This is a genomic window from Bacillus cereus group sp. Bce041 (assembly GCF_052646455.1).
The window spans coordinates 366,616-392,234 of the sequence record NZ_JBQXON010000002.1 but is presented as its reverse complement, the minus strand read 5'-3'; the positions used below and the strand labels follow the sequence as shown (position 1 = coordinate 392,234).

Here is a 25,619-nt window from a genome sequence, read left to right as displayed (position 1 = left end):
GTTCCCATAATGGAAAACATAGGAGGTGAAGTTGATGGATGGAAGTACTTTTTATTTTGTAGCTTGGATAGGGTGGATCATTGTAACCTTTTTTATGAAAAAGGACCCTATCCGATGGAAGTTAGGCGCTTGTATACTGATTTTTATAATTTGCTCTCCGTTACATGTAACGATTGCCTCATTCGTGGTATCAGTAAATGCTCTTTTACTTTGTATTATTTCTTTTATAGGGATCACGCTATATTCCGTCTGGAAAAAATTGTATAGCTTACTTTCGGCACTTATTATTGCAATGTTATATACAAGTTTTCATCTGTTAGAAATATATGATCCGATTTGGATTGTGGTGGATAGAGTGTTTCTGCTAAGTAGTGCTCTTGTGTATGCATCGGTGTTATTGCATGGGGATCGCATATTACGATTATGTTCTCTATATGTAGGGATGTTACAAGGAGAGCTGCTAGTGACATTTATTTTTAGGAAATTGAATTTTCCATATGATTACGGTAGTTTAGCATTTTTTGATATCGTCGCCATTTCTACATTATTCATGGCAATATTGTTTTGGATTGCAAAAGCATCAGTATACATGGAACGGTTTAAGAGAAAAACACGTAAAAGAAAGGCGAGGGTAATACATGACTGAATATACACCAGCCATTTTATGCGGCGTAATAGCGGGGACAGTTACAAGGGTGCTAATGCTTCGGACGGATACGCGGCAATATCCGACGAGGCTACATGGGAAAATTATTCATATTGCAATGGGGTTAATTGCAGCTGCTTTAGGAGCGATTGCAATCCCGTCTATTTTGAAAAAAGATTTTTCTGCCATTACATTTCTTACATTAGCAGCGACACAATTTCGTGATGTACGTAATATGGAAAGAAATACGCTTCAACAATTAGATGGGTATGAGCTCGTACCGCGTGGAAATACATACATTGAAGGAATTGCATTGGTTTTTGAAAGTCGCAACTATTTGGCAATGTTAACGTCGTTTGCAACGACGTTTGCGTATATAGGATTCCGTTCATGGATTGCAGGAGTAATTATGGCTATAATCGCATTTTTTATCGCGAAAAAATTAATGTCTGGTAAAAGGCTACATGATCTTGTTGAAATTGAGCACGTTCCGCTTCGTTTTGAAGGAGCAGGGCTTTATATTGACAATATTTACATTATGAATATTGGATTGCCAGCAAGACAAGAAGAAATTATGAAATATGGTATGGGTTTTATTTTAAAGCCGAAATCAATTGATGCGATGGTTACAATCTCAAATTTAGGGCAACGACAAGCTATTTTACACGATGTTTCAGTAGCGTTAGGGATTTATAGAGATTCTGGTACACCAGCGCTTGTACCGTTAGCAAAGCGTGATTTAGAGGATGGCAGGGTTGGGATTTTTGTCCTGCCGCAAGATCAAGATGCAGAGAAAGCGATAGGTGTCATAGGAAATGTACCAACGTTAGAAAGTGCTGTCCATATGTCATCGGAAGCCCCAAAAGGAAGGGGAGATAAGAGATGATGTTAGAAAGTGTTATTCTGGCAGTTATAACAACGACTCCAGAAAAATTTGCAGGTGGTGCTCCTTTATTCGTTTGCGAATCGACGGAGGAACTAGAATTTGTTGCAAATAATTTAGAAGCAATTTTAGATGGTATTGCACATCGCTTACAAGAGAATGTATATATTATTGTGAAACATTAGCAACGTGTGTTATAATGTGAGGTGTTTTGATACGTTGAGAAATATTCTGGAATGCAAATCCCTTCTTGCACAAAGAAGGGTTTTTTACATAATAAACAGAAGCAAGTTGAAAGGATGAAAGTATATGCCGAAACCAGTAATAGCGATAGTAGGTCGCCCGAACGTAGGGAAATCTACTATTTTCAATAGAATTGTTGGAGAAAGAGTTTCAATCGTAGAAGATATTCCAGGTGTAACGCGCGATCGTATTTATAGCGCTGGAGAATGGTTAAATCATGAATTTAATATTATTGATACGGGCGGAATTGATATTGGAGACGAGCCGTTTTTGACACAAATTCGTCAACAAGCTGAAGTAGCAATTGATGAAGCGGATGTTATCATTTTTATGACAAACGGTCGTGACGGTGTAACAGCAGCTGATGAAGAAGTTGCAAAAATTTTATATCGTTCAAATAAACCGGTTGTACTTGCAGTAAATAAAGTGGACAATCCGGAAATGCGCAGTGACATTTATGACTTTTATGCATTAGGATTTGGCGAACCATTCCCAATTTCAGGTACACACGGATTAGGGTTAGGTGACTTACTAGACGAAGCTGCACAACATTTTCCAAAGATTGAAGAAGACGGATATGATGAAGACACAATTCGTTTCTCTTTAATTGGACGTCCAAACGTAGGGAAATCATCACTTGTAAATGCTCTTCTTGGTCAAGAGCGTGTAATTGTTAGTAATGTAGCAGGAACAACTCGTGATGCTGTCGATACACCATATAGTAAAGATGGAAAAGATTATGTAATTATTGATACAGCTGGTATGCGTAAAAAAGGAAAAGTGTATGAAAGTACAGAAAAATATAGTGTACTTCGTGCGCTAAGAGCGATTGAACGTTCTGACGTTGTTTTAGTCGTTTTAGATGGTGAAGAAGGAATTATTGAGCAAGATAAAAAAATCGCTGGATATGCTCATGATTCAGGGCGAGCTGTTGTTATCGTTGTAAATAAATGGGATGCAGTGAAAAAAGACGAAAAAACAATGAAAGCATTTGAAGAAAATATCCGTGCTCATTTCCAATTCTTAGAATACGCACCAATTGTTTTCTTATCTGCAAAAACGAGAAAACGTACACAAACATTAATACCGGTTATCGATGAGGTAAATGAAAGTCATAGTATCCGTATTCAAACGAACGTATTAAACGATGTAATTATGGATGCGGTAGCGATGAATCCGACGCCAACTCATAATGGTAGCCGTCTGAAAATTTTCTATGCAACACAAGTTGCGGTAAAACCACCGACATTTGTTGTGTTTGTAAACGATCCAGAATTATTGCACTTCTCATATGAGCGTTTCTTAAAGAATCGCTTACGTGAATCATTTGGCTTCGTAGGAACGCCGATTCACATTATCGCTAGAGCAAGAGACTAATGGAGAGGATGTGATTTTATGACAAAAATCACAGTAGTAGGAGCAGGTAGCTGGGGAACAGCGTTAGCGATGGTATTAGCTGACAATGGACATGATGTACGTATTTGGGGAAATCGCCCAGAACTTATGGATGAAATTAATACGAAACATGAGAATAGTCGATATCTCCCAGGCATTACATTGCCAAGCACAATCGTAGCCTACTCTTCTTTAGAAGAAGCATTAGTAGATGTAAATACAGTACTGCTAGTAGTACCAACGAAAGCGTACAGAGATGTATTACAAGAGATGAAAGAAATTGTTACTGAACCAATTACTTGGATTCATGCGAGCAAAGGAATTGAACCTGGTACGTCAAAACGTATTTCGGAAGTGATTGAGGAAGAAATTCCAGAGCACTTAATTAAAGATGTTGTTGTACTGTCTGGACCGAGTCATGCTGAAGAAGTCGGTTTACGACAAGCGACAACAGTTACGTCTGCAGCAAAGCGTATGGAAGCGGCTGAGGAAGTACAAGATTTATTTATGAATAGTTATTTTCGTGTATACACAAATCCAGATATCGTTGGAGTTGAACTTGGTGGTGCGTTAAAAAATATTATCGCATTAGCTGCTGGTATAACTGATGGTCTTGGATTAGGTGATAATGCAAAGGCGGCATTGATGACACGGGGTTTAACAGAGATTGCTCGTTTAGGAAGAAAAATGGGCGGGAATCCGTTAACGTTTGCTGGTCTAACTGGTATGGGAGACTTAATTGTAACTTGTACAAGTGTTCATAGCCGAAATTGGCGCGCTGGAAATATGCTTGGAAAAGGACACTCTTTAGAAGAAGTGTTAGAAAGCATGGGTATGGTTGTGGAAGGTGTAAGAACAACGAAAGCTGCTCATGAATTGGCAGAGAAAATGGAAGTTGAAATGCCGATTACAGCTGCTTTATATGACGTGCTGTTCAATGGGAATAACGTAAAAGATGCAGTAGGCTCATTGATGGGACGTGTTCGAAAACATGAAGTGGAAGCTATACCTGATTTACTGTAAAGAAAAGCGACAGAAGTACATTTGTACTTCTGTCGCTTTTTTATTTTTTGGGTCTTTTCACCATTTTTTCATTTTTGCATAGGATGAAGAGTAACTTGAGGAGAGGGTGAAAAGAATGGATAATAATATTTTTAATAATATTGAGAAGGAAGCGAAAGTAAATAAAGAGGATATTTTTAAATTAGCATCATCCGTGCAAAATGCGAATTTACGTGATGAAACTGTACTTCGTCAATTAATTCATCAAGTGGCTCTTATGGCGGGACGTGAAGTGCCGAAAGAGCAAGAGGATCAAATTGTAAAAGCGATTATTAATAATAATATGCCAACAGATTTTGGTTCGTTAAGCAAAATGTTTAAAAAATAAATTATGAGAAACAAAGAGTTTGGAGATTGCATATGATAGCCATGAAAGAATGGGAATAGAGCTGTTTTTGGGCATATTTGGTCAACCGAAGCGAGAGATACAATCGCTTCGGTTTTATTTTTGCCTAGATTGGTGAGAAATGCTGGAAAACCTATTGATTAAAGTTACATACTCGCGATTTGTAGTAAAATGTTCTTTTTGTATTTGTTTAAAGATTTTAATTTGTTAAAATAGTATAAAAATAGATTAATAAAAAGGGGTGTGTATATGTCAGAAGGGCTTATGAAAATGTGGCTGGCTTTAGGGGCAATTGGATTTATGTTTTTTGCAGTAAGTTTTATTTTATTAAGTAGACATAGAATAAAGAATAAATTTTTGAAAGGGATTACAGCGTTAGTAGCGTACACCCTTATGATTGTGTCAGGAATTGTTATTTTTCTTGTTGTATTTAGTGGACCTGTACAGCAGTAAATGGAATGGTCTCGAAAATACTACATACGGAGCAAATTAGATTAGTATGAAAAGGTGATGCTAGTGAAAAAATTCCATATTATTTTAATATTTTGTTGTATGAGCCTTTTAACGGGGTGTCTGTATCCGAAAGAAAATATGAAGCAAAATGCGGTTCCTTATGAAGATCAGCTACAGGTTGTTCAAAAAGCTGTTGTGACATTTAAGGAGAAAAATGATGGGATATTGCCAATTAAGACGAGGGATATGAGTACACCTATTTATCAAAAGTATCCAATCGATTTTCAACAGATTGCCCCGCGTTACATACAAGAAGCGCCAGGGAATGCGTATGAAAGTGGAGGAGTATATCAATACGTATTAATAGACGTTGAAACAAATCCGACAGTAAAGTTAATTGATGTTAGGATGGCTGAACAAATTCAGGAACTATCTTTAAAGCTTAGGATGTATCGTGATGAACATCAATATCCACCTTTTAAAAAAGTAATTTCAGATGGTGTATATGAATTGGATTTCAAAAAACTAGGATATAAAGATGTGCCACAAGTGACAAGTCCATATTCTGGTAAAGGACTTCCTTTTGTAATTAATGAAAAAGGAGAAGTTTTTGTTGATTATAGAATCGACCTATATGACGCTTTGAAAAAAAATGAAGGGCAGTTTACAGAGGGAGAAGATATTCGAAATATACTTTCGAAAGGTTCCCCGTTTGTACCAGCTTATTCTTTACCGTACACAGTAAAGGACGGAGAACCAATTTTTTTAAAATGATAAGTCATGAACCTTTCTTTTAGTGAATAAGTTCTAGAAGAAAGGTTTTTTATGTTATACAACTTACGATGCAAACAAAAGATATTTTTTAATAGTCATATGAAATTGGACAAAATTATATGATATATTGTCCGAACTTCTAGAATACCATTATATTATATCAGATATTATAGGCAACGTTAGAGAAGGTATTAGTTGACTATAAACGCGGAATTATTCCCAAAAATTTTGAGGGAGGGAATCACTTGGAAAAGGTAGATATTTTTAAAGATATTGCAGAACGAACAGGCGGTGATATTTATTTTGGAGTTGTAGGAGCTGTTCGAACAGGGAAATCAACATTCATTAAAAAATTTATGGAACTTGTAGTTATTCCAAATATTGAGAATGAGTCTGACCGTCAAAGAGCGCAGGATGAATTGCCTCAAAGTGCTGCTGGTCGTACAATTATGACGACGGAACCGAAGTTTGTTCCAAACCAAGCGGTTTCTATCGAAGTAGATGAAGGACTTGAAGTGAATATTCGATTAGTAGATTGTGTTGGATATACGGTTCCTGGAGCGAAGGGCTATGAAGATGAGAATGGCCCGCGTATGATTAATACCCCTTGGTATGAAGAACCTATTCCATTCCATGAAGCTGCAGAAATCGGCACGCGTAAAGTAATTCAAGAACATTCAACAATTGGTGTTGTAATTACAACAGATGGAACAATTGGTGAAATTCCAAGAAGAGATTATATAGAGGCAGAAGAACGCGTTGTAAATGAGTTGAAAGAAGTAGGAAAACCTTTCATTATGATAATTAATACGGTACAGCCGTATCATCCAGATACAGAGCAATTACGCCAAAGTTTATCAGAAGAATATGATATCCCGGTTATTGCAATGAGTGTGGAGAGTTTAAGAGAAACAGATGTATATAATGTACTTCGTGAAGCGCTATTTGAATTCCCTGTATTAGAAGTGAATGTGAACCTTCCGAGTTGGGTAATGGTGCTAAATGAAGGGCATTGGTTGCGTCAAAGTTATCAAGAAGCAGTTCAAGAAACTGTGAAGGATATAAAACGTCTTCGTGATGTGGATCGCGTTGTTTGGCAGTTTAGTCAATATGAATTTATTGATCGAGCGAGCCTAGCTGGCATTGATATGGGGCAAGGTGTGGCGGAGATTGATTTATATGCGCCAGATGAATTATATGATCAGATTTTAAAAGAAGTAGTAGGAGTAGAAATTCGAGGGAAAGATCATTTGTTAAAGCTTATGCTCGATTTATCTCATGCGAAAATAGAGTACGATCAAGTGGCGGATGCACTGCGTATGGTTAAGCAAACAGGATATGGTGTAGCAGCACCTGCATTAGCGGATATGAGCTTAGATGAGCCAGAAATTATTCGTCACGGTTCAAGGTTTGGTGTGAAGTTAAAAGCGGTAGCGCCATCTATTCATATGATTAAAGTAGATGTAGAGTCAACGTTTGAGCCGATTATTGGTACTGAAAAGCAAAGTGAAGAATTAGTTCGTTATTTAATGCAAGATTTTGAAGATGACCCGTTATCAATTTGGAATTCTGATATATTTGGACGTTCACTTAGCTCGATTGTTCGAGAAGGAATTCAGGCGAAATTATCTTTAATGCCAGAAAATGCTAGATATAAATTAAAAGAAACGCTAGAAAGAATTATTAATGAAGGATCTGGCGGATTAATTGCGATTATACTATAAGAAAAAATCCCTCTCATTGTAGAGGGATTTTTTGTTTTTTTTGATTATAAAATAGAAAAATAAACAGTCATTATCTAATACATTGTTGTAAATTGTCAAGTTTCATCAGATTTTCACATTTTAAGAGTAACAATTTCCTTAAAAATATTGAATTATAAAGGAGAATCGTATAATATAGGCGTTGATAATGATTTATCTACATCTTTGTAGTATAGAATTTGCAAAAATTGCCTACAAATGAAAGTAAGACTCATTTTATGATCATTATACAGTCTTATCTTTGGGAGGAGGTGAATGGCATGAACAAGACAGATTTAATCAATGCTGTTGCAGAAGCAAGTTCCCTTTCTAAAAAGGACGCAACAAAAGCAGTAGACGCTGTTTTTGATTCTATCTTAGAAGCTTTAAAACAAGGTGATAAAGTACAACTGATCGGATTCGGTAACTTCGAAGTTCGTGAGCGTGCGGCTCGTAAAGGTCGTAACCCACAAACAGGTGAGGAGATTGAAATCGCTGCAAGTAAAGTACCTGCATTCAAACCTGGTAAAGCGTTAAAAGATGCGGTTAAATAATCCTTACATATTAACAGGGAAGAAGAGTTTCCTTTTTGGGAACTCTTCTTTTTGCTTTTAAAAACATAAATATGCTAGAATGTGTTCGTATCACTTTTAGGTTTTCGGGAGGGCTAGCGGATGGCAAAAGTTAATTTAGAACAAATTGAACATGCAGTACGCCTTATTTTAGAGGCGATTGGGGATGACCCAAATCGTGAGGGAGTACTTGATACACCAAAGCGTGTTGCAAAAATGTACGCAGAAGTGTTCTCAGGTATGCATGAAGATCCGAAAGAGCATTTGCATAAAGTATTCGGAGAAGATCACGAAGAGCTTGTACTAGTAAAAGATATACCATTTTATTCGATGTGTGAGCATCATTTAGTACCATTCTATGGAGTTGCTCACGTTGCATATATTCCGCAAGGTGGAAAGGTAACAGGGTTAAGTAAATTAGCTCGTACCGTAGATACAATTGCACGTCGTCCACAACTGCAAGAACGTATTACATCAACAGTAGCGAACTCTATTATGGAAGTACTAGAGCCTCATGGTGTAATGGTAGTAGTAGAAGCAGAACATATGTGTATGACGATGCGTGGTGTGAAAAAACCAGGTGCGAAAACAGTAACGACAGCAGTGCGTGGTGTGCTTGAAAATGATGCTGCAGCGCGCAGTGAAATTTTATCGTTTATTAAAACGAAGTAAAGAAAAGCGGGAAACTGCTTTTCTTTTTTTTTTTAGTAAATAAATGATATAGTTTTAACTAGACAGAGTGAGATTAGAAAGATTGCTTACATGAATGGTAGGTGTAGCCAAGTTTTGGTTATAGAAAATAGAGTGTATGTGTTATAATAAGTTTTATGAATTAGAAAACAAGGGTGATTTTTTGTGTGTGACATCTACGGAGGGTATGCGGGTATAAAAGAAAAATTGATGGAGAAATTACGCCATCCTTATTTTATAAACTATATTGAAGAACCATTTATTGATGAAGAAAAGATAGCATTGTTATATGGTGCTTTAAAGAGTGCAAACTTACATATAGAACAAATTGAGCATTACGTAGTAACAATTATGCTTGTACAAATTGCGCTTGATACGCATGAAAGGGTATCAAATAAAGCAGGCGAGGAAGAGATTGAATTCCATAAATGTCGTCAATTAACAGTACTTGCAGGCGATTACTATAGTGGACTATATTATTATTTATTGTCTATGAATCGTGATATTGTTTTAATTCGTGCACTTGCTGAAGGAATTAAAGAGATAAATGAACACAAAATTATGTTATACCAAAAAGCGCATGAAACGACGGATGACATAATGAAAAGCATAGTAACGATTGAGTCTGCGCTCCTTCAAAAAACATGTGATCATTTTCAGTTATCACATTGGAAGCCATTTATCACATACGTATTAGGTGGAAATCGCCTTCAAAAAGAAATTCAATTGTATGCTGATAAGCAACATTCACCTGTTTTTCAAGCTATGCAAGATGCTTTAGGGGATAAAGCAGAAGTAGTGATTAATGGTTGGATGAAGGAATTGAGAAAGAAAGAAAAACAATTTTTAGAAAATCACACAGACATAAATGAAATAAATTCTGTGTTAAGGAATAAATAGAAGACATAAGCAATTTTACATTGGAAGAAGGTACGAGCATGCAACAATCAAAAGAAGAAAGAGTACATGACGTATTTGAAAAGATTTCTGATAAATACGATGTGATGAATTCTGTAATTAGTTTTCAAAGACATAAAGCGTGGCGGAAAGAAACGATGCGAATTATGGATGTACAACCAGGCAGTCAAGCGCTTGATGTATGCTGTGGAACCGCAGATTGGACAATTGCGCTAGCTGGAGCCGTAGGTGAGCAAGGAAAGGTTGTTGGCTTAGACTTCAGTGAAAATATGTTATCTGTTGGTAAGCAAAAGGTAGAGGCGTTACAATTAAAACAAGTAGAACTTCTACATGGGAATGCAATGGAACTTCCGTTTGAAGATAATACGTTTGATTATGTGACGATTGGGTTTGGTTTACGTAACGTACCGGATTATATGCACGTATTAAAAGAAATGACGCGTGTAGTAAAACCAGGTGGAAAAGTAATCTGTTTAGAAACATCTCAACCAACAATGATTGGTTTTCGACAAGGGTATATTTTATACTTTAAATATATCATGCCGTTATTTGGAAAGATGTTTGCGAAAAGTTATAAAGAATATTCATGGCTTCAAGAATCTGCTAGTACGTTCCCAGGGATGAAAGAATTGGCTCAAATGTTTGAGCAAGCTGGACTTGAACGTGTGCAAGTGAAACCATTTACTTTTGGGGTAGCAGCAATGCATTTAGGAATTAAACCAGAATCAAAATAGAAAAAAGAAGTTTTAGGTTAAGGTGAACAATATGAAGTTACAACTTATGTACTCTTTTTTACGATCGGATATTAATGTGATAGAAAAAGAATTAAAAAAGACAGTCGCTTCTGAACAGCCATTAGTAGAAGAGGCAGCATTACAGCTTATTGAAGCTGGTGGGAAACGAATTCGTCCTGTATTTGTGTTGCTTGCAGGGAAATTTGGAGATTATAAGTTAGATGCGATTAAGCATGTTGCTGTTGCGTTAGAACTTATTCATATGGCTTCTCTTGTTCACGATGATGTTATTGATGCTGCATTTTTACGACGCGGCAGTGCGACTGTGAATGCGAAATGGGGAGATCGTATTGCGATGTATACAGGGGACTATCTGTTCGCTAAGTCTCTTGAATGTATAACCAATATCGAAATTCCAGAGGCACATCAAGCGTTATCACATACTATTTTAGAAGTCTGTAAAGGTGAAATTGAACAAATTAAAGATAAATACAATTATGACCAAAATTTAAGAACGTATTTAAGAAGAATAAAGCGAAAAACAGCATTATTAATTGCCGCGAGTTGTCAATTGGGAGCGATTGCTGCTGGTGCTAATCGTGATACGGTAAATCGTCTATTTTGGTATGGGTATTTTGTAGGAATGTCTTATCAAATTATTGATGACATTTTAGACTTCGTTTCTACAGAAGAGAAACTTGGAAAACCTGCTGGTGGGGATTTACTACAAGGGAATATTACACTTCCTGCTTTATATGCGATGGAAGATCCCGTACTTCGTCAGAAAATCACATCTGTACATGAAAATTCAACAGCAAGTGAAATGCAAGAAATTATTGATGCTGTAAAAAATAGTACAGCAATTGATCAAGCATTTGCGTTTAGTGAACGTTATTTACATAAAGCTTTAGAAATAATAAAACCACTCCCACGTGGAAAAGCAAAGTACGCATTACAAAATGTTGCAAAGTATATTGGAAAACGAAAATTTTAAGGTTTATTCTAAAAAATAAAATAATCTCTCTATTTCAAAACTATTGCACAATTGTGATAAGGGTGATAATATGTGTGTGGGGATATACAATTACATACATAATTCAGAAGTGGAGAGATTTTTTATGGAAAAAACATTTCTAATGGTAAAACCAGACGGTGTACAACGTGCCTTCATTGGGGAAATTGTAGCTCGTTTTGAGAAAAAAGGCTTTCAATTAGTTGGTGCAAAATTAATGCAAGTCACTCCAGAAATTGCTGGACAACACTACGCTGAGCATAAGGAAAAACCTTTCTTTGGTGAGTTAGTAGACTTTATTACATCTGGACCTGTATTCGCAATGGTATGGCAAGGTGAAGGTGTAGTAGATACAGCTCGTAACATGATGGGGAAAACAAGACCACATGAAGCAGCTCCTGGAACAATTCGTGGAGATTTCGGTGTAACTGTTGCGAAAAATATTATCCATGGTTCTGATTCTTTAGAAAGCGCAGAGCGCGAGATTGCTATTTTCTTTAAAGAAGAAGAATTAGTTGACTACTCAAAATTAATGAATGAATGGATTTACTAATTATTTTGAAATAATTTGTAAACGCTTTAATCACTGTGATAATAGTAAAAAGTGCAAGGAGAATAGGGGTATTCTTCTTGCACTTTTTTTATTTTCAGTTAGTTACGAAGTTTGAACTGTTATGATATGTTGATATTTAAATTAGGACTATCGGAAATATAGAATAAGAAAATGGTCGATTTATGATATAATTTCTTTAATATTTTTAGAATGATAAAAGTTAATATAGTGAGATAAATACATATACGAAAAGAGGAATAACGTATGCGATATATTACAGCTGGTGAATCTCATGGTCCACAACTTACAACGATTATAGAAGGTGTTCCGGCAGGATTGTCTTTAGTAGCAGATGATATAAACGAAGAGTTAGCTAGAAGGCAAAAGGGATATGGGCGCGGTAGACGCATGCAAATTGAAACGGATCAAGTGCAAATTTTAAGTGGTGTTAGACATGGAGAAACATTAGGTTCCCCTATTGCACTTGTTGTTGAAAATCGTGATTTTGCACACTGGACAAAAATTATGGGGACGGAGCCTTTAACTGAGCAAGAAGAAAAAGAGATGAAAAGGAAAGTGACAAAACCAAGGCCTGGGCATGCTGATTTAAATGGTGCGATTAAATATGGTCATAGAGATATGAGGAATGTACTGGAACGTTCGTCAGCGCGCGAAACGACGGTGCGTGTTGCTGCTGGTGCGGTTGCTAAAAAGGTGTTAGCAGAACTTGGTATTAAAGTAGCGGGCCATGTAATTGAAATTGGCGGTGTACAAGCTAAGGAGATTACGTATAGTTCAATTGAAGAATTAAAGAGTATTACCGAAGCATCTCCTGTACGTTGCTTAGATGACGAAGCTGGTAACCAAATGATGAAAGCGATTGATGATGCGAAAGCAAATGGTGATTCAATTGGTGGAATCGTTGAAGTAATTGTGGAAGGGATGCCAATTGGAGTAGGTAGCTACGTGCATTATGATCGAAAACTGGATGCGAAATTAGCAGCTGCAATTATGAGTATTAATGCTTTTAAAGGTGTCGAGATTGGAATTGGTTTTGAAGCAGCGCATAGACCAGGAAGTGAAGTTCATGATGAAATTCTGTGGAATGAGGAGCATGGATATACACGAAGAACAAATAATGCAGGTGGATTAGAAGGCGGTATGACGACTGGAATGCCAATTGTTGTGCGCGGTGTGATGAAACCGATACCTACACTTTATAAACCTCTTCAAAGTGTAGATATTGATACGAAAGAGCCTTTTACAGCGAGCATTGAACGTTCAGATAGTTGTGCAGTGCCAGCAGCTAGTGTCGTTGCAGAAGCGGTTGTGGCTTGGGAATTAGCGACAGCTTTAATAGAACAATTCGGATTAGATCGTATGGAACTAATTCGTGAAAATATTGAGAAACATAATGAATATGCGAGGGGATTTTAATGGGAAACATACATATTCAAACGAAATCAAAAGAATATGATGTACATGTTGGTAAAGAAGTGTTGTCAAACTTAACAACGATCGTTCAGAATATGCAGCCAGCGGTATCTAACGTAATGATTATTTCAGATGAAGCTGTTGCATCACTACATTTACAGACAGTTATCGATGCATTACAAGTAGAGCAGCACGTGTTTTCGTTTGTTGTACCAAGTGGCGAAAAAGAGAAGTCTTTCGAAAATTTCTATGCGGCTCATACGTCAGCTCTTGAAAATAAATTAGATAGAAATTCTTTAATTCTTGCACTTGGAGGCGGAATGATTGGAGATTTAGCTGGTTTTGTTGCTGCATCGTTTATGCGTGGTATTCGCTTTGTGCAGGTTCCGACAACTTTATTAGCGCACGATAGCGCAGTGGGTGGGAAAGTAGCGATTAACCATCCGTTAGGTAAAAATATGATTGGTGCATTCCATCAGCCAGAAGCAGTTGTATATCATACACCGTTTTTACAGTCTCTTCCTGAAAAAGAGTGGCGTTCAGGTTATGCAGAGGTGATAAAGCATGCTCTTATCGGTGATGTGGAGCTATACCATTGGTTAAAAGAAGAAGTGCAAACATTAGCGGATCTTCATGATGAGAAGTTAATCCATATATTAACGAAGGCGATTCCTGTAAAGGCAAATGTTGTGTCACAAGATGAAACAGAGAAGGGTGTACGTGCTCATTTGAATTTTGGACATACGTTAGGACATGCTCTTGAAAAAGAGCTAGGGTATGGAAATATTACTCACGGTGACGGTGTAGCGGTTGGAATGTTATTCGCCATATTTTTAAGTGAGCAAGTGTACAAGGTTGATCTTGCTTATGAAGATATGAAGCAGTGGTTCTTGAAATACGGCTATCCAAAAATGCCAGGAGATTTGAATGTAGAGCGCCTCGTTCAATTGATGAAACAAGATAAGAAAGCAAATGCAGGAGCAATTCATATGGTGCTTATGCAGGAATATGGGGTAGTGAATGTCGTATCTATTTCAGATGAGACTGTTCATATTGCGTTAGAGGCATTTCAAAAAGATATGGTTTAAAATGATAGCGAAGTGCTGTGAAGTGCTCATTTAGAGGTATTCTCGTAATAGTGACGGTTGTGACAAAAGATTACAGTAAGGGGCTATAACCGTATTGTAATCAAATTGAATGAAATGACTGGGGGAAGAAAAATGAGAGTGAAAGAGCAATTGTTAACTTTGAGAGCGTATGTGCCTGGGAAAAACATTGAAGAAGTAAAACGAGAATATGGTTTATCAAAAATTGTGAAATTAGCATCCAACGAAAATCCATTCGGTTGCTCAGCACGTGTGACAGAAGCATTAACTTCTTTAGCGAGCCAATATGCCCTTTATCCAGATGGATATGCCTTTGAACTTCGGACAAAAATAGCGGAACATTTAGGTGTAAAAGCAGAACAACTACTATTTGGTAGTGGATTAGATGAAGTCATTCAAATGATTAGCCGAGCGTTACTACATGAAGGAACAAACGTTGTAATGGCGAATCCTACGTTTTCACAATATCATCACCATGCTGTTATTGAAGGAGCAGAAGTTCGTGAAGTATCACTTAAAGATGGTATTCACGATTTAGATGCAATGCTAGAGCAAGTAGATGAGAAAACGAAAATTGTATGGATTTGTAATCCGAATAATCCAACAGGTACATATGTTGAGAAACAAAAATTACTTTCATTTTTAGAATCAGTTCCTAAGTCGGCTCTCGTTATTATGGACGAAGCATATTATGAATACGCGGAAGCAGAAGACTATCCGCAAACATTACCACTTCTTGAAAAGTATGAAAATCTTATGGTTTTACGCACGTTTTCAAAAGCATATGGTTTAGCTGCTTTTCGTATCGGATATGCGATTGGGGATGCGAAGTTAATCGGACAGCTAGAAGTAGCTAGGTTACCATTCAATACATCAACTGTAGCCCAATCTGTAGCACTCGCTGCATTAGAAGATCAAGCTTTTTTACAAGATTGTGTGCAAAAGAATGCTGAAGGTTTAAATCAGTATTATGCATTTTGTAAAGAATATAACGTATTCTATTATCCATCTCAAACAAATTTCATTTTCTTAAAACTCGGTATACCAGGTAATGAAGCTTTCGAACGATTAATGAAAAAAGGATATATCGTTCGTTCTGGTGCTGCATTTGGTATCGATGATGGTATTCGTATTACTGTCGGTTTGAAGGAAGAAAATGATGAAATTATAGAGTTACTGAAAGAGCTTGTAAATGAGCAAGTACAGAAAGAAGAAACATATTCTTAAGAGATTGTGAAGGCTCCTATTATAGGAGCCTTTTTTATCGCATTCAAAATAAAGGTTGAAGACTGCTAATTAAGTTATTCTGTAAACCACGGTTTGTATGGCTTGATAATTAGTGAGAGAAGTTATTTGCACGGTCATAAAAGAAAGCGGTACAATAGAAGATGATGATAAGGTATCGGTGTCATATCCGAACCTTTTGAACAATTAACTACTCTGTAGGAAGAAGTATAAGAAGAAGCATGCTCATTCTAAAGGTTGCGTTCTAACAGTGAGTTGCTTATGATAAATGAACAGAAAAGAATATTTTTTAGAATTAAAGGAGACGTTTATGCAAAAGTTTGAACAAGCTGTTTCATATATTGAAAATGGTGAAGCAGAAAAAGGATTACAATTATTAAAAGAACAATTAAAAATTGCGAATGATGAAGAGAAGTATGATATCGCTCGTTACTATCATACACTTGGATTTACAGATGAGGCATTAGCAATTACTGAAGACTTACGTTTACTGTATCCAGAAGAAAGTGAATTCACTGTATTTTTAGCAGAATTATATATTGATCTAGATAAAGAAGATGAAGCGATTGAAGTGCTTCATGATATTCCAGAAAATGACGATTTATATGTTCAATCGTTATTACTTGTTGCAGATTTATTCCAAATGCAAGGTTTTGATGATGTAGCAGAGCAAAAACTATTAAAGGCGAAAGAAATGATGCCTGATGAACCTGTTATTACGTTTGGGTTAGCAGAATTATATAGTAGTAAAGGTGAAGAACAAAAGGCAATTACTTATTATGAATCGCTATTAGCGGAACATAAAGTAATGGGTGGTGTTGTGATCGCACTTCGCCTCGCAGAAACGTTAAGCGCGATCGGAAACTGGGAAGAAGCGATTTCTTATTATGAAGCAGGCCTAGAGGAACAAAAAGATATTCACTCATTATTTGGATATGCCTTCACATTATACCAAGGTGAAGAATATCAGAGAGCAATTGGTGCTTGGCAGGAATTAAAAGAATTAGACCCTGAGTACGCATCACTGTACATGTATTTAGCGAAAAGCTATGAAAAAGAAGGAATGCTTCAAGAAAGCTATGAAACGCTTCATGAAGGAATTAAAGTAGATGAGCTTTCAGTTCCATTTTATGTAGAGTTAGCGAACATTGCGGCGAAATTAGGAAAAATAGTAGAAGCAGAGGAAGTTCTTCAAAAAGCGCTTGAGTTAGATCCAGGGCATTTAGGTGCAACATTAAAATATGCATATATCTTAAAAGAACAAGAAAAGTACGAAGAGTTAATTGCAATTGTAGAGCGTGCTATTGATAGTGGAGAACCAGATACACAACTACTTTGGGATCTTGCGTATGCAAAAAAACAATTAGAAATGTATTCGGATGCATTAAAACACTATGAAAGTGCATATACTTCTTTTAAGAATCATCCAGACTTCTTAGAAGAGTACGGTTATTTCTTATTGGAAGAAGGAAAACGAAAAGAGGCGAAAGAAGTATTTACCCAGTTATTACAACTAGACCCGACACAAATTCATATTGAAGAGTTGTTATATAATTTAGAGGATTTTTCATAAGTTGGAAGGAAACTGAATGCCGCTTCTTGAATCTAAAAAGAAAAGAGAAAGACAGAGGAGGGACTTAATTGCTATGAATACCCCTGTTTCTGTAAACGAGAAGAAGGATTTTGTAAAATGGTTTTTGAATAATTACCAACTGAAACAGCGTGAATGTGTATGGATTCTGAATTATTTAATGAGTCACGACCAATTGATGCATAAAGTCCACTTCGTAGAGCATGCAAAATATTGTCCGCGTGGCTTAGTGATGTCAGCGAATTGTGTGAAAGACACACCGTTTCACTTTTTTAAACAAAATGTTATGACAACAGATGCTGAAAAATCGTTTCATGATATTCGTTTAAATCGAGATGAGGATATTTATATTCAACTCAACTTTAAATCATCGTTTCAAAATGCGAATTATGTAGCTGTATTAGAAGAAAACCCATATCTACCAAAGCATATTGAAGTAAATGAAAAAGATCGTTTACTTGCAGAAAGGTTTTTGGAAGAAAGTGTATTTTCGTTTAGGAGAGAACGCCTTTTGAAACAAATTGATGAAGCGTTAGATAAGCAAGATAAGGAAGCGTTTCATAGATTAACGGCAGAGTTAAAAACTTTATAGAATTTATTTGGATTAATAAATTTTTACAAATTTCAGACTTTCATCAAGAAAAACTACCTATATTGGGTAGTTTTTCTTTTTTTACCTCTTTTAGTATGGTTTAATATATATAAAGTGAAAGTTCTGTCATTTGTAAGTGAAGGAGGGAAGGAATTTGAAGTGGATTGTAAAAGATGTGGAACAGTTTGAGCAAGCAAGAGAGTATGTTGATACAGGAGTAATACCGCTGTTATCAATTTCGGCAGCAAAAGAAATGAAAATGGTTGTAGAACAAGGTGAATTTATCGAATTGTTGAGCACGGAATTGGAAAGAGAGTATAAGGGAAGAGTGCTTTTACTGCCTGCGTTTACGTATTTGGTAGAAAGTCAAAAGAATGAAAAAGGTCGTTTGCAAGAATGGACAAATCATTTACGAAGTGAAGGTTTTAAGCATATTGCTTATGTTACAAGTGATTTTTCATGGAAAGAGGATATGCAAGAGTTACAGGGAGATTTGTTTTGGTTTCCTTCATTAGCATTAGAACAATTTAGTGATCAAGCAAAAAGAGAAGTTATTCATGCACATATAAAAAATATAATGGTGATGTTGGAAGAGAAATGGGGAAACTCATAATAAACAGAAAGTTCTTATTATTATGAGTAGTATGATATTGACCTGTGCATGAGCGTATTATATCATGATAGTGTCCTAGTTTTTATTTTTTATATAATTTATCACGAGGGGACAATTTCTGATAGAGGGGGGAAATTTTCGTGAGCGAGAAAGAACATCGCGTGTCAAGAAGACAATTTTTAAATTACACACTCACAGGGGTAGGAGGCTTTATGGCTGCCGGTATTTTAATGCCGATGACGCGATTTGCGCTTGATCCGGTGTTAAGAAAAGAAGCGGGAACGGATATGGTTGCTGTTGCGCAAGTAAAGGATATTACAACAGAGCCGAAGCGTTTCGATTTTAAAGTGAAGCAGGTTGATGGTTGGTACAAGTCTGAAGAACCAAAATCAGCTTGGGTTCATAAAGATGAAAGCGGAGACATTGTTGCGTTCTCTCCAGTATGTAAACATTTAGGATGTACAGTTAACTGGAATTCGGACAAAGCACATCCGAATCAATTCTTTTGCCCATGTCACGGGGGTCGTTATACAAAAGATGGGATTAACATTAAAGGTACGCCACCCCTTGCTCCGCTTGATGTGTACGAGTCTAAAGTGAAAGATGGAACGCTGTATCTAGGAAAAGCGAAGCCAAGAGGGGGTGCAAAGTAGATGTTAAATAAAATTTATGATTGGGTGGATGAAAGATTAGATATTACACCAATATGGCGTGATATCGCTGATCATGAAGTACCTGAACATGTAAACCCGGCACATCACTTTTCTGCATTCGTCTATTGCTTTGGAGGACTTACCTTTTTCGTTACTGTAATTCAAATTTTATCTGGAATGTTTTTGACGATGTATTATGTGCCTGATATTAAAAATGCTTGGGAATCAGTTTACTATTTACAAAATGAAGTTGCTTATGGGCAAATTGTTCGTGGTATGCACCACTGGGGTGCTAGTCTCGTAATTGTAATGATGTTTTTACATACACTCAGAGTTTTCTTCCAAGGTGCGTATAAAAAGCCCCGTGAGTTAAACTGGATTGTTGGTGTTCTTATTTTCTTTGTTATGTTAGGTCTTGGTTTTACTGGATATTTATTACCGTGGGATATGAAAGCTTTATTTGCTACAAAAGTAGGGATTCAAATTGCAGAGCAAACACCGCTCATTGGTCCTTATATTAAAACATTACTCGCTGGTCATTCCGAAATTGTTGGCGCTCAAACATTAACTCGCTTCTTTGCTATTCACGTCTTCTTCTTACCAGCAGCACTTCTAGGTTTAATGGCCTTCCACTTCATCATGATTCGCAAACAAGGTATTTCCGGTCCACTATAAGAGATTGCTAAATTAAAGGGGAAAGAACTAAAGGAGGGAGATTATGCATCGCGGCAAAGGGATGAAGTTTGTAGGAGATTCTCGGGTACCAGTAGCTCGGAAACCAAATATTCCAAAAGACTATTCTGAATACCCAGGGAAAACAGAAGCATTTTGGCCGAACTTCTTGTTAAAAGAATGGATGGTTGGTGCAGTTTTTTTAATCGGTTATTTATGTTTAACAGTGGCGCATCCGTCGCCGCTTGAGAGAATGGCGGACCCAACAGATGCTGGATATATACCACTTCCAGATTGGTATTTCTTATTCTTGTATCAGTTATTAAAGTATTCGTATGCTTCCGGTTCATTTACTGTAATTGGAGCATTTATTATGCCAGGGATTGCGTTTGGAGCATTACTGTTAGCTCCATTTCTTGATCGAGGTCCAGAAAGACGTCCATTGAAGCGTCCTGTGGCAACTGGATTTATGCTTTTAGCAATTGCATCGATTATCTTTTTAACTTGGGAATCTGTAGCACACCACGACTGGGAAGCTGCAAAAAAACAAGGAGCAATTGTAAAAACAGCGCCAGTTGATAAAAATGATGATGGCTATAAATTAATGCAAAAAAATACTTGTTTAACATGTCATGGTGACAATTTACAAGGCGGGGCAGCAGCACCGGCACTGCAAAACTTAACTTTAAAGCCAGAAGAAATTGCTAAAATTGCGAAAGAGGGAAAAGGTTCAATGCCTAAAGGTGTATTTAAAGGTACGGATGAGGAACTGAAGAAGCTTTCGGAATTCGTTGCAAAGTATAATAAAAAATAATAAAAAAGCTGACTACAAAATTTGTAGTCAGCTTTTCTATTTAGTTGGATGAAGTTTGTTATAATAGAGTAGGATTTAGTGAATGAATTACTTTGCTTGAAAGGTGTTGGACATACGGATTGGTGTACTTGTATGCAATGTTAAGACAACGCTCGGTATTATTATTTTTATTAATTGTTAACTTATTAGGTACAATTTATGGATTTATATGGTACGGAAATCAATTGAAAGAAACGTCACCTATATTTTGGCCGTTTGTACCAGATAGTCCTATGGCGACTCTCTTTTTTGTCTTTGTTTTAATTGCTTTTTTGGCAAAGAGAAACTGGGGATTAATAGAAGCGTTAGCGATTGTAACTTTAATAAAATATGGTATTTGGGCTGTTGTTGTAAACGCGATTATGATTTACGTAAAAGGGCCTATAGGCCTTATGGGCTACATGTTAATGCTTTCGCACTTCGCGATGGCAATACAAGGATTTTTATATGCTCCATTCTATCGTATAAAAAAATGGCATTTTATAGTAGCAGCTGTGTGGACGTTGCATAACGATGCAATTGATTATTTATTTTGGCAAATGCCGCGATATGGAATTATGCATTTGTTTGTAGAGGAAATTGGTTATTTTACGTTTTGGTTAAGTATTGCTGTACTATGTATTACATATTATTGTTGCTTACGTGAGCAAAGAAAACAATTTTCTTTATGATGGTTAGAACATTTAGGGGGAGAACATGGAGAAAAATAAGAGTGGTACAAAAATATTGGATCGATTGATTACTTTAGTTGTTTCATATAGCATAGCATTTTCTATTTTTGCACTCGCAACAATGGCAGTTGTATATGGAAAATGGTTGTATTATTTTGAAATTGATTTTTTAAATATTCCTGATTTAGCGGATATGACGAAGGATGAAATTAAAAGAAATTACGATGTGCTTATTACATATTTATCCCCGTTTTATGACGGAGCATTACATTTGCCCACATTAGATATGTCCACAAATGGCCGTATTCATTTTGTAGATGTTAAAAATATTTTAGTAAAGATTCAATATGTGATGTATGCGACAATTATGATTGCAGTGATAGGCGGAATTTATTTATTAAAAAAGAAAAATGAAAAGTTTTTACTGCACGGATCGATTTTAACAATCATTTTTCCGATAGCGCTTATGTTACCAATTGCTATTAATTTTGAAAAGAGTTTTGTATTATTCCATAAACTTTTATTTAGTAATGATTATTGGGTTTTTGATCCTGAAAAGGATCCAATTATATTAATGTTACCAGAAGAGTTCTTTATGCATGCTGCGTGTGCTATTTTATTATTCATTTTAGGTGGGAGTATACTTTGTTACAGCTTATATAGATATCTCGTAAAAAAGAAAAGGATGTCACAGAAAAAATTCTCTGCTTAAAGAGAATTTTTTTCTTTGTAAAACGATAATATATTTTTCGGTCTAGTTCTGTTCTATTCTTGTCCAAATTAACATATTTTGTACTAGTAGTTAAGGGGGGACCGGGATGAAGAGAACATTAATTGGATTGATAGCATTTCTAATTATAATGTTTCCGTTACGTATATATGCTGAAGAGTGGAATGAGCTAACAGGGTTGTTAGACGACTCGTTACAGTTAGTGAAGCGTAATGAAGATGAAAAAGCGGTACAAGTATTACAACATTTCTCGGAGCAGTTTTTAATAAAGGGGAATGAAAAGAAGCAGGAAGTAACACCAGATCAAGTTAGAGTTATTTCTTTAGCTTACGATAAGGCGCAACAATCGCTCTCTGAAGAAGGTTTAGGTAAGCAAGCTAAAATTGATAATGTGCTGGCATTACAACTTGCTGTTGATGCACAAGTATCGAAATATCAACCACTTTGGATGGAAAGAGAAAGGAAAGTAATGGATGCCTTTTCTCAAATGGAAAAAGCGATGGAAAAAGAAGATGCTGGGCAGTTTCAACAAACGTTAAATACGTTTTTAAATGAATTCAATATTATTTATCCAAGCTTAATGATTGCTTTGCCAGAAAACGAGGTCCAGCGTGTAAATGTTCATTTATCTTATTTAGATGAATTTCGTAACGTTATGTTAAAAACGAAAGGCGGCCAAATGCAATTAGGGATTATTAAAGGGGATTTGCAAAAGATATTTCACACAGTAAAAAAAGATGAAATTGCACCCTCTCTCATTTGGTTTATGACAATTACTGGGGGACTTATTTTATTCACATTAACTTATGTTGGATGGAGAAAGTATAAAGGAGAGAGAGAAAAAAGAAAAAGTAATGTACATTCTAAAAATAGATAATGCAATAAATAAAGATATGGATTGTAAGGTTTATTCATTGACAATAGTGGCAGAAGAAAATAGAATGAGAAGTACTATAATTAAAACTTCAATGGAGGTTCATGATGTTTTATTTAATTTACTTCGCGATCATAATGATCATACCGTTGTATGCACAGTCAAGAGTACGTAGTGCCTATAGCAAGTATTCACAAGTTTATTCAACATCAGGTATGACAGGAGCGGAAGTGGCTCGAAAAATTTTAGATGAAAATGGATTATACAACGTAGCTGTAGAAGAAACACCAGGTCATTTATCAGACCATTATGATCCAACCGCTAAGACGGTTCGATTATCAACAGATAACTATTATGGACATTCAGTTGCTGGTACAGCAGTTGCAGCACACGAAGTAGGACACGCAATTCAAGATGCACAAGATTATAACTTTATGCGTATTCGTCATTCGTTAGTTCCTGTGGCTAATTTTGGATCGAATATATCATGGGTATTTATTATGATTGGTATATTTGCGACAATGTCAAAACTATTGTTATTAGGTATCATTTTAATGGCAGCAGGTGTTGTGTTCCAGCTCGTTACATTGCCAGTTGAGTTTGATGCGTCAAAGCGCGCAATGCAACAAATTGAAGCGTTAGGTATTGTATCAACAGATGAATATGGGCAAGCTCGTAAAGTATTAAATGCGGCAGCATTAACATATGTAGCAGCTGCAGCTGTAGCGGTATTTGAATTATTACGTCTCGTATTAATGTATACTGGTATGCAGCGTAGCGACGACTAAAGACTATCAATTTTGATAGTCTTTTTTTGTTGTGTGGATTGAATTATATAATGTATTGCAAATAGAAATAATAGAAGTAATGCGGAAAGGTGGTGGGGGAAATGAAATATCCAGACCATTTAGTAAAACAAGTGCAAAAGCGTAGTGCTCCTTATCAACTAGAAGGTTTTTTAAGTGGACAAGGTCCTGAAAATCCCAAATTTATGTTGTTAGGAGAAGCACCTGGTGAAACAGAAATTCATAATGGGATTCCGTTTAGCGGGAGGGCGGGAAAACAATTAATGGTTTTTTTAGAGCGTATCCACGTTACAAGGGAAGAAGTATATATTACGAGCGCTGTTCGGAGTAGACCTTATAAATGGCGAGAGAAAAAAGAACGAAATGGTGAAATCATACAAAAAAAGTATAATAGAACGCCAAATCAGGGAGAAATAGTTGCCCATGCGCCTTTGTTAGATTATGAATTAGAGAAAATACATCCGAAGCTTATCGTCACGCTTGGAAATATCGGTCTTCAACGTTTAACAGGAAAAAATAAAAAAATCACAGATGTACACGGGCAATTATTAAAACAGCCCATTCAAAAATTAAAGGATATGCAAAGTGCAGAGTTTACATGGTCAGAGAAAGAATATCATGTTTTTCCGACTTTTCATCCAGCTTCCATTTTTTATAATCGGAGTTTATTGGAGCTTATTCATGAGGATTTTGAGAAGCTTAAAAGACTTGTAATAAAAAACTAGAAAAGCTAAGGCGCTTTTCTAGTTATATTTAATTATGTAAAGGGTTTTTATTTTCATCTAACGTAAACCCTTCACCAACTACATCATGTACATCACTTACAGCGACAAAAGCATGAGGATCTACAGAAGTAATGATATTCTTTAATTTCACGATTTCATTTTTAGCAACAACGCAATACAATACATTACGTTCCACTTTTGTATACGATCCAACAGCTTTTAAAAAGGTTGCTCCGCGCTCCATTTCAGATAAAATTTTGGCAGCAATTTCATCGTTTTTCTCTGAGATAATAGTCGCTCCTTTGGCAGCATAAGCTCCTTCTTGCATAAAATCAATGACTTTAGCACCGATAAAAACAGCAACTAGCGTATACATGCCCTCACGGTATGATAAATAGGTAAGAATAGAGACGACGATAACGACAGCATCAAACATAAACATTGTTTTCCCCATACTCCAGCCAACATATTTGTGCGCTAGTCGTGCGATAATATCTACACCGCCAGTAGTCCCGCCATATTTAAATATTATTCCAAGGCCGATACCGATAAATGCCCCGGCGAATAAAGCTGCGAGTGTCATATCATTTTGCAAGTTTAAATGTAAGTTGAGTACTTCGTAACGCTGGAAAATCCATAGAAATAAAGATACGCTAAAGGTTCCAATTAATGTATATAAAAATGTCGTTCTGCCAAGTAACCTCCAGCCAATAAAAAATATAGGGATATTTAAAATTAAGTTTGAGTAGGAAGGATCAAACTTAAATAAAAAATACAATAATAGTGTAATACCAGTAAACCCACCCTCTGCAAGGTGGTTTTCAATATTGATATTGACAATACCGAAAGAAAATATAGCGGAACCAATTAAAATAAAAATAATATTTCGCATCTTCAATTTTGATGTCATATAGAAATCCCCCTAATTATGTAATGATTGCATTGCTCCGCTGAAACGGTAAAACATAATAATAAGTAATTTCTAGTTGCTAGTGAAAATAGTAAGAACCTGATTGATGTGGGCTGATTTT

The 25,619-nt window shown here is 36.2% G+C and carries 30 protein-coding genes; 29 read left to right on the top strand and 1 reads right to left on the bottom strand.

Annotation, left to right across the window (positions count from 1 at the left end):
* Window positions 1-34 precede the first annotated feature (34 nt).
* The 29 genes from ACUN13_RS07950 (at window position 35) to ACUN13_RS07810 (ending at window position 24,588) form a co-directional block, all read left to right on the top strand.
* Complete coding sequence (locus ACUN13_RS07950) at window positions 35-646, top strand: YphA family membrane protein (RefSeq protein WP_000349103.1); 612 nt, start codon at window positions 35-37, stop codon at window positions 644-646.
* Window positions 639-1,532, top strand: coding sequence for a YIEGIA family protein (locus tag ACUN13_RS07945; protein WP_000141596.1), 894 nt, complete (start codon window positions 639-641; stop codon window positions 1,530-1,532). The genes ACUN13_RS07950 and ACUN13_RS07945 overlap by 8 nt, the downstream gene beginning before the upstream one ends.
* Window positions 1,529-1,714, top strand: a complete 186-nt coding sequence (locus ACUN13_RS07940; RefSeq protein ID WP_000979059.1) for a capping complex subunit for YIEGIA — start codon at window positions 1,529-1,531, stop codon at window positions 1,712-1,714. Before ACUN13_RS07945 ends, ACUN13_RS07940 begins: the two co-directional genes overlap by 4 nt.
* A 124-nt stretch (window positions 1,715-1,838) precedes the next feature.
* Window positions 1,839-3,149 carry a ribosome biogenesis GTPase Der gene (der, locus tag ACUN13_RS07935; RefSeq protein WP_001125893.1) on the top strand — a complete coding sequence of 437 codons (1,311 nt, stop codon included), beginning with the start codon at window positions 1,839-1,841 and terminating at the stop codon, window positions 3,147-3,149.
* 18 nt (window positions 3,150-3,167) lie between these two features.
* Window positions 3,168-4,190 (top strand): NAD(P)H-dependent glycerol-3-phosphate dehydrogenase, encoded by a 1,023-nt coding sequence (locus tag ACUN13_RS07930; RefSeq protein ID WP_000161763.1) that lies wholly within the window; start codon window positions 3,168-3,170, stop codon window positions 4,188-4,190.
* A gap of 115 nt (window positions 4,191-4,305) precedes the next feature.
* Window positions 4,306-4,557 (top strand): stage VI sporulation protein F, encoded by a 252-nt coding sequence (locus ACUN13_RS07925; RefSeq protein WP_000369754.1) that lies wholly within the window; start codon window positions 4,306-4,308, stop codon window positions 4,555-4,557.
* 267 nt (window positions 4,558-4,824) lie between these two features.
* Complete coding sequence (locus tag ACUN13_RS07920; RefSeq protein WP_001289008.1) at window positions 4,825-5,028, top strand: DUF2768 domain-containing protein; 204 nt, start codon at window positions 4,825-4,827, stop codon at window positions 5,026-5,028.
* 63 nt (window positions 5,029-5,091) lie between these two features.
* Window positions 5,092-5,802: a hypothetical protein gene (locus ACUN13_RS07915; protein ID WP_445423746.1), complete on the top strand. Its 711-nt coding sequence runs from the start codon at window positions 5,092-5,094 to the stop codon at window positions 5,800-5,802.
* Window positions 5,803-6,047: 245 nt separating this feature from the next.
* Window positions 6,048-7,526: a stage IV sporulation protein A gene (gene spoIVA / locus ACUN13_RS07910; RefSeq protein ID WP_000416519.1), complete on the top strand. Its 1,479-nt coding sequence runs from the start codon at window positions 6,048-6,050 to the stop codon at window positions 7,524-7,526.
* Between the two features lie 299 nt (window positions 7,527-7,825).
* Window positions 7,826-8,098: an HU family DNA-binding protein gene (locus ACUN13_RS07905; RefSeq protein ID WP_001043860.1), complete on the top strand. Its 273-nt coding sequence runs from the start codon at window positions 7,826-7,828 to the stop codon at window positions 8,096-8,098.
* 120 nt (window positions 8,099-8,218) lie between these two features.
* Complete coding sequence (gene folE / locus ACUN13_RS07900; RefSeq protein ID WP_001151482.1) at window positions 8,219-8,788, top strand: GTP cyclohydrolase I FolE; 570 nt, start codon at window positions 8,219-8,221, stop codon at window positions 8,786-8,788.
* 183 nt (window positions 8,789-8,971) lie between these two features.
* A complete protein-coding gene (locus ACUN13_RS07895) occupies window positions 8,972-9,706 on the top strand; it encodes a heptaprenyl diphosphate synthase component 1 (protein WP_000332847.1) in 735 nt (244 codons plus the stop codon).
* Between the two features lie 38 nt (window positions 9,707-9,744).
* Window positions 9,745-10,458, top strand: coding sequence for a 2-heptaprenyl-1,4-naphthoquinone methyltransferase (gene menG / locus ACUN13_RS07890; RefSeq protein ID WP_001187674.1), 714 nt, complete (start codon window positions 9,745-9,747; stop codon window positions 10,456-10,458).
* 31 nt (window positions 10,459-10,489) lie between these two features.
* On the top strand, window positions 10,490-11,452 hold the full coding sequence (gene hepT, locus ACUN13_RS07885) for a heptaprenyl diphosphate synthase component II (protein WP_000776077.1): 963 nt from the start codon (window positions 10,490-10,492) through the stop codon (window positions 11,450-11,452).
* Between the two features lie 124 nt (window positions 11,453-11,576).
* Complete coding sequence (gene ndk / locus ACUN13_RS07880) at window positions 11,577-12,023, top strand: nucleoside-diphosphate kinase (protein ID WP_000415883.1); 447 nt, start codon at window positions 11,577-11,579, stop codon at window positions 12,021-12,023.
* Between the two features lie 264 nt (window positions 12,024-12,287).
* Window positions 12,288-13,460: a chorismate synthase gene (gene aroC, locus ACUN13_RS07875; protein WP_445423745.1), complete on the top strand. Its 1,173-nt coding sequence runs from the start codon at window positions 12,288-12,290 to the stop codon at window positions 13,458-13,460.
* Window positions 13,460-14,545 (top strand): 3-dehydroquinate synthase, encoded by a 1,086-nt coding sequence (aroB, locus tag ACUN13_RS07870; protein ID WP_000526819.1) that lies wholly within the window; start codon window positions 13,460-13,462, stop codon window positions 14,543-14,545. The genes aroC and aroB overlap by 1 nt, the downstream gene beginning before the upstream one ends.
* 132 nt (window positions 14,546-14,677) lie before the next feature.
* Entirely contained in the window at window positions 14,678-15,790 is a 1,113-nt protein-coding gene (gene hisC, locus ACUN13_RS07865) for a histidinol-phosphate transaminase (protein WP_001264019.1), read from the top strand.
* A gap of 328 nt (window positions 15,791-16,118) precedes the next feature.
* Entirely contained in the window at window positions 16,119-17,381 is a 1,263-nt protein-coding gene (locus ACUN13_RS07860) for a tetratricopeptide repeat protein (RefSeq protein ID WP_001168671.1), read from the top strand.
* A gap of 73 nt (window positions 17,382-17,454) precedes the next feature.
* Window positions 17,455-17,991, top strand: a complete 537-nt coding sequence (locus tag ACUN13_RS07855) for a ReoY family proteolytic degradation factor (RefSeq protein ID WP_001095925.1) — start codon at window positions 17,455-17,457, stop codon at window positions 17,989-17,991.
* A 154-nt stretch (window positions 17,992-18,145) separates the two neighbouring features.
* The gene (locus ACUN13_RS07850) at window positions 18,146-18,604 is read left to right on the top strand and encodes a YpiF family protein (RefSeq protein ID WP_000871313.1); all 459 of its coding nucleotides are present in this window, start codon (window positions 18,146-18,148) and stop codon (window positions 18,602-18,604) included.
* Window positions 18,605-18,744: 140 nt separating this feature from the next.
* On the top strand, window positions 18,745-19,257 hold the full coding sequence (gene qcrA / locus ACUN13_RS07845; RefSeq protein WP_001290418.1) for a menaquinol-cytochrome c reductase iron-sulfur subunit: 513 nt from the start codon (window positions 18,745-18,747) through the stop codon (window positions 19,255-19,257).
* Entirely contained in the window at window positions 19,258-19,932 is a 675-nt protein-coding gene (gene qcrB / locus ACUN13_RS07840) for a menaquinol-cytochrome c reductase cytochrome b subunit (RefSeq protein ID WP_000932700.1), read from the top strand.
* Between the two features lie 43 nt (window positions 19,933-19,975).
* Window positions 19,976-20,743: a menaquinol-cytochrome c reductase cytochrome b/c subunit gene (gene qcrC / locus ACUN13_RS07835; RefSeq protein ID WP_000554603.1), complete on the top strand. Its 768-nt coding sequence runs from the start codon at window positions 19,976-19,978 to the stop codon at window positions 20,741-20,743.
* A 119-nt stretch (window positions 20,744-20,862) separates the two neighbouring features.
* A complete protein-coding gene (locus ACUN13_RS07830) occupies window positions 20,863-21,453 on the top strand; it encodes a DUF1405 domain-containing protein (RefSeq protein WP_025709269.1) in 591 nt (196 codons plus the stop codon).
* Between the two features lie 25 nt (window positions 21,454-21,478).
* Window positions 21,479-22,165, top strand: coding sequence for a lipoprotein intramolecular transacylase Lit (gene lit, locus ACUN13_RS07825; RefSeq protein ID WP_000414368.1), 687 nt, complete (start codon window positions 21,479-21,481; stop codon window positions 22,163-22,165).
* Between the two features lie 106 nt (window positions 22,166-22,271).
* Window positions 22,272-23,060 carry a sporulation protein YpjB gene (gene ypjB / locus ACUN13_RS07820; RefSeq protein ID WP_000831584.1) on the top strand — a complete coding sequence of 263 codons (789 nt, stop codon included), beginning with the start codon at window positions 22,272-22,274 and terminating at the stop codon, window positions 23,058-23,060.
* 101 nt (window positions 23,061-23,161) lie between these two features.
* Window positions 23,162-23,845 (top strand): zinc metallopeptidase, encoded by a 684-nt coding sequence (locus ACUN13_RS07815; RefSeq protein WP_011109966.1) that lies wholly within the window; start codon window positions 23,162-23,164, stop codon window positions 23,843-23,845.
* A gap of 101 nt (window positions 23,846-23,946) precedes the next feature.
* A complete protein-coding gene (locus ACUN13_RS07810) occupies window positions 23,947-24,588 on the top strand; it encodes a uracil-DNA glycosylase (protein ID WP_000876878.1) in 642 nt (213 codons plus the stop codon).
* Between the two features lie 28 nt (window positions 24,589-24,616).
* Here ACUN13_RS07810 and ACUN13_RS07805 read toward each other — a convergent pair whose 3' ends face one another.
* Window positions 24,617-25,498 carry a YitT family protein gene (locus ACUN13_RS07805; protein WP_000202121.1) on the bottom strand — a complete coding sequence of 294 codons (882 nt, stop codon included), beginning with the start codon at window positions 25,496-25,498 and terminating at the stop codon, window positions 24,617-24,619.
* Window positions 25,499-25,619 lie beyond the last annotated feature (121 nt).

Excerpts from the sequence above, each read along its gene's own strand:
- aroC (WP_445423745.1), top strand. The coding sequence starts at position 12,288 with ATGCGATATATTACAGCTGGTGAATCTCATGGTCCACAACTTACAACG.
- der (WP_001125893.1), top strand. The coding sequence starts at position 1,839 with ATGCCGAAACCAGTAATAGCGATAGTAGGTCGCCCGAACGTAGGGAAA.
- ACUN13_RS07945 (WP_000141596.1), top strand. The coding sequence starts at position 639 with ATGACTGAATATACACCAGCCATTTTATGCGGCGTAATAGCGGGGACA.
- ACUN13_RS07810 (WP_000876878.1), top strand. The coding sequence starts at position 23,947 with ATGAAATATCCAGACCATTTAGTAAAACAAGTGCAAAAGCGTAGTGCT.
- ACUN13_RS07860 (WP_001168671.1), top strand. The coding sequence starts at position 16,119 with ATGCAAAAGTTTGAACAAGCTGTTTCATATATTGAAAATGGTGAAGCA.
- ACUN13_RS07855 (WP_001095925.1), top strand. The coding sequence starts at position 17,455 with ATGAATACCCCTGTTTCTGTAAACGAGAAGAAGGATTTTGTAAAATGG.
- ndk (WP_000415883.1), top strand. The coding sequence starts at position 11,577 with ATGGAAAAAACATTTCTAATGGTAAAACCAGACGGTGTACAACGTGCC.
- ACUN13_RS07950 (WP_000349103.1), top strand. The coding sequence starts at position 35 with ATGGATGGAAGTACTTTTTATTTTGTAGCTTGGATAGGGTGGATCATT.
- lit (WP_000414368.1), top strand. The coding sequence starts at position 21,479 with ATGGAGAAAAATAAGAGTGGTACAAAAATATTGGATCGATTGATTACT.
- ACUN13_RS07815 (WP_011109966.1), top strand. The coding sequence starts at position 23,162 with ATGATGTTTTATTTAATTTACTTCGCGATCATAATGATCATACCGTTG.
- ACUN13_RS07930 (WP_000161763.1), top strand. The coding sequence starts at position 3,168 with ATGACAAAAATCACAGTAGTAGGAGCAGGTAGCTGGGGAACAGCGTTA.
- ACUN13_RS07940 (WP_000979059.1), top strand. The coding sequence starts at position 1,529 with ATGATGTTAGAAAGTGTTATTCTGGCAGTTATAACAACGACTCCAGAA.
- hisC (WP_001264019.1), top strand. The coding sequence starts at position 14,678 with ATGAGAGTGAAAGAGCAATTGTTAACTTTGAGAGCGTATGTGCCTGGG.
- ACUN13_RS07920 (WP_001289008.1), top strand. The coding sequence starts at position 4,825 with ATGTCAGAAGGGCTTATGAAAATGTGGCTGGCTTTAGGGGCAATTGGA.
- ACUN13_RS07805 (WP_000202121.1), bottom strand. The coding sequence starts at position 25,498 with ATGACATCAAAATTGAAGATGCGAAATATTATTTTTATTTTAATTGGT.
- ypjB (WP_000831584.1), top strand. The coding sequence starts at position 22,272 with ATGAAGAGAACATTAATTGGATTGATAGCATTTCTAATTATAATGTTT.
- ACUN13_RS07905 (WP_001043860.1), top strand. The coding sequence starts at position 7,826 with ATGAACAAGACAGATTTAATCAATGCTGTTGCAGAAGCAAGTTCCCTT.
- ACUN13_RS07925 (WP_000369754.1), top strand. The coding sequence starts at position 4,306 with ATGGATAATAATATTTTTAATAATATTGAGAAGGAAGCGAAAGTAAAT.
- qcrC (WP_000554603.1), top strand. The coding sequence starts at position 19,976 with ATGCATCGCGGCAAAGGGATGAAGTTTGTAGGAGATTCTCGGGTACCA.
- hepT (WP_000776077.1), top strand. The coding sequence starts at position 10,490 with ATGAAGTTACAACTTATGTACTCTTTTTTACGATCGGATATTAATGTG.
- folE (WP_001151482.1), top strand. The coding sequence starts at position 8,219 with ATGGCAAAAGTTAATTTAGAACAAATTGAACATGCAGTACGCCTTATT.
- aroB (WP_000526819.1), top strand. The coding sequence starts at position 13,460 with ATGGGAAACATACATATTCAAACGAAATCAAAAGAATATGATGTACAT.
- menG (WP_001187674.1), top strand. The coding sequence starts at position 9,745 with ATGCAACAATCAAAAGAAGAAAGAGTACATGACGTATTTGAAAAGATT.
- qcrB (WP_000932700.1), top strand. The coding sequence starts at position 19,258 with ATGTTAAATAAAATTTATGATTGGGTGGATGAAAGATTAGATATTACA.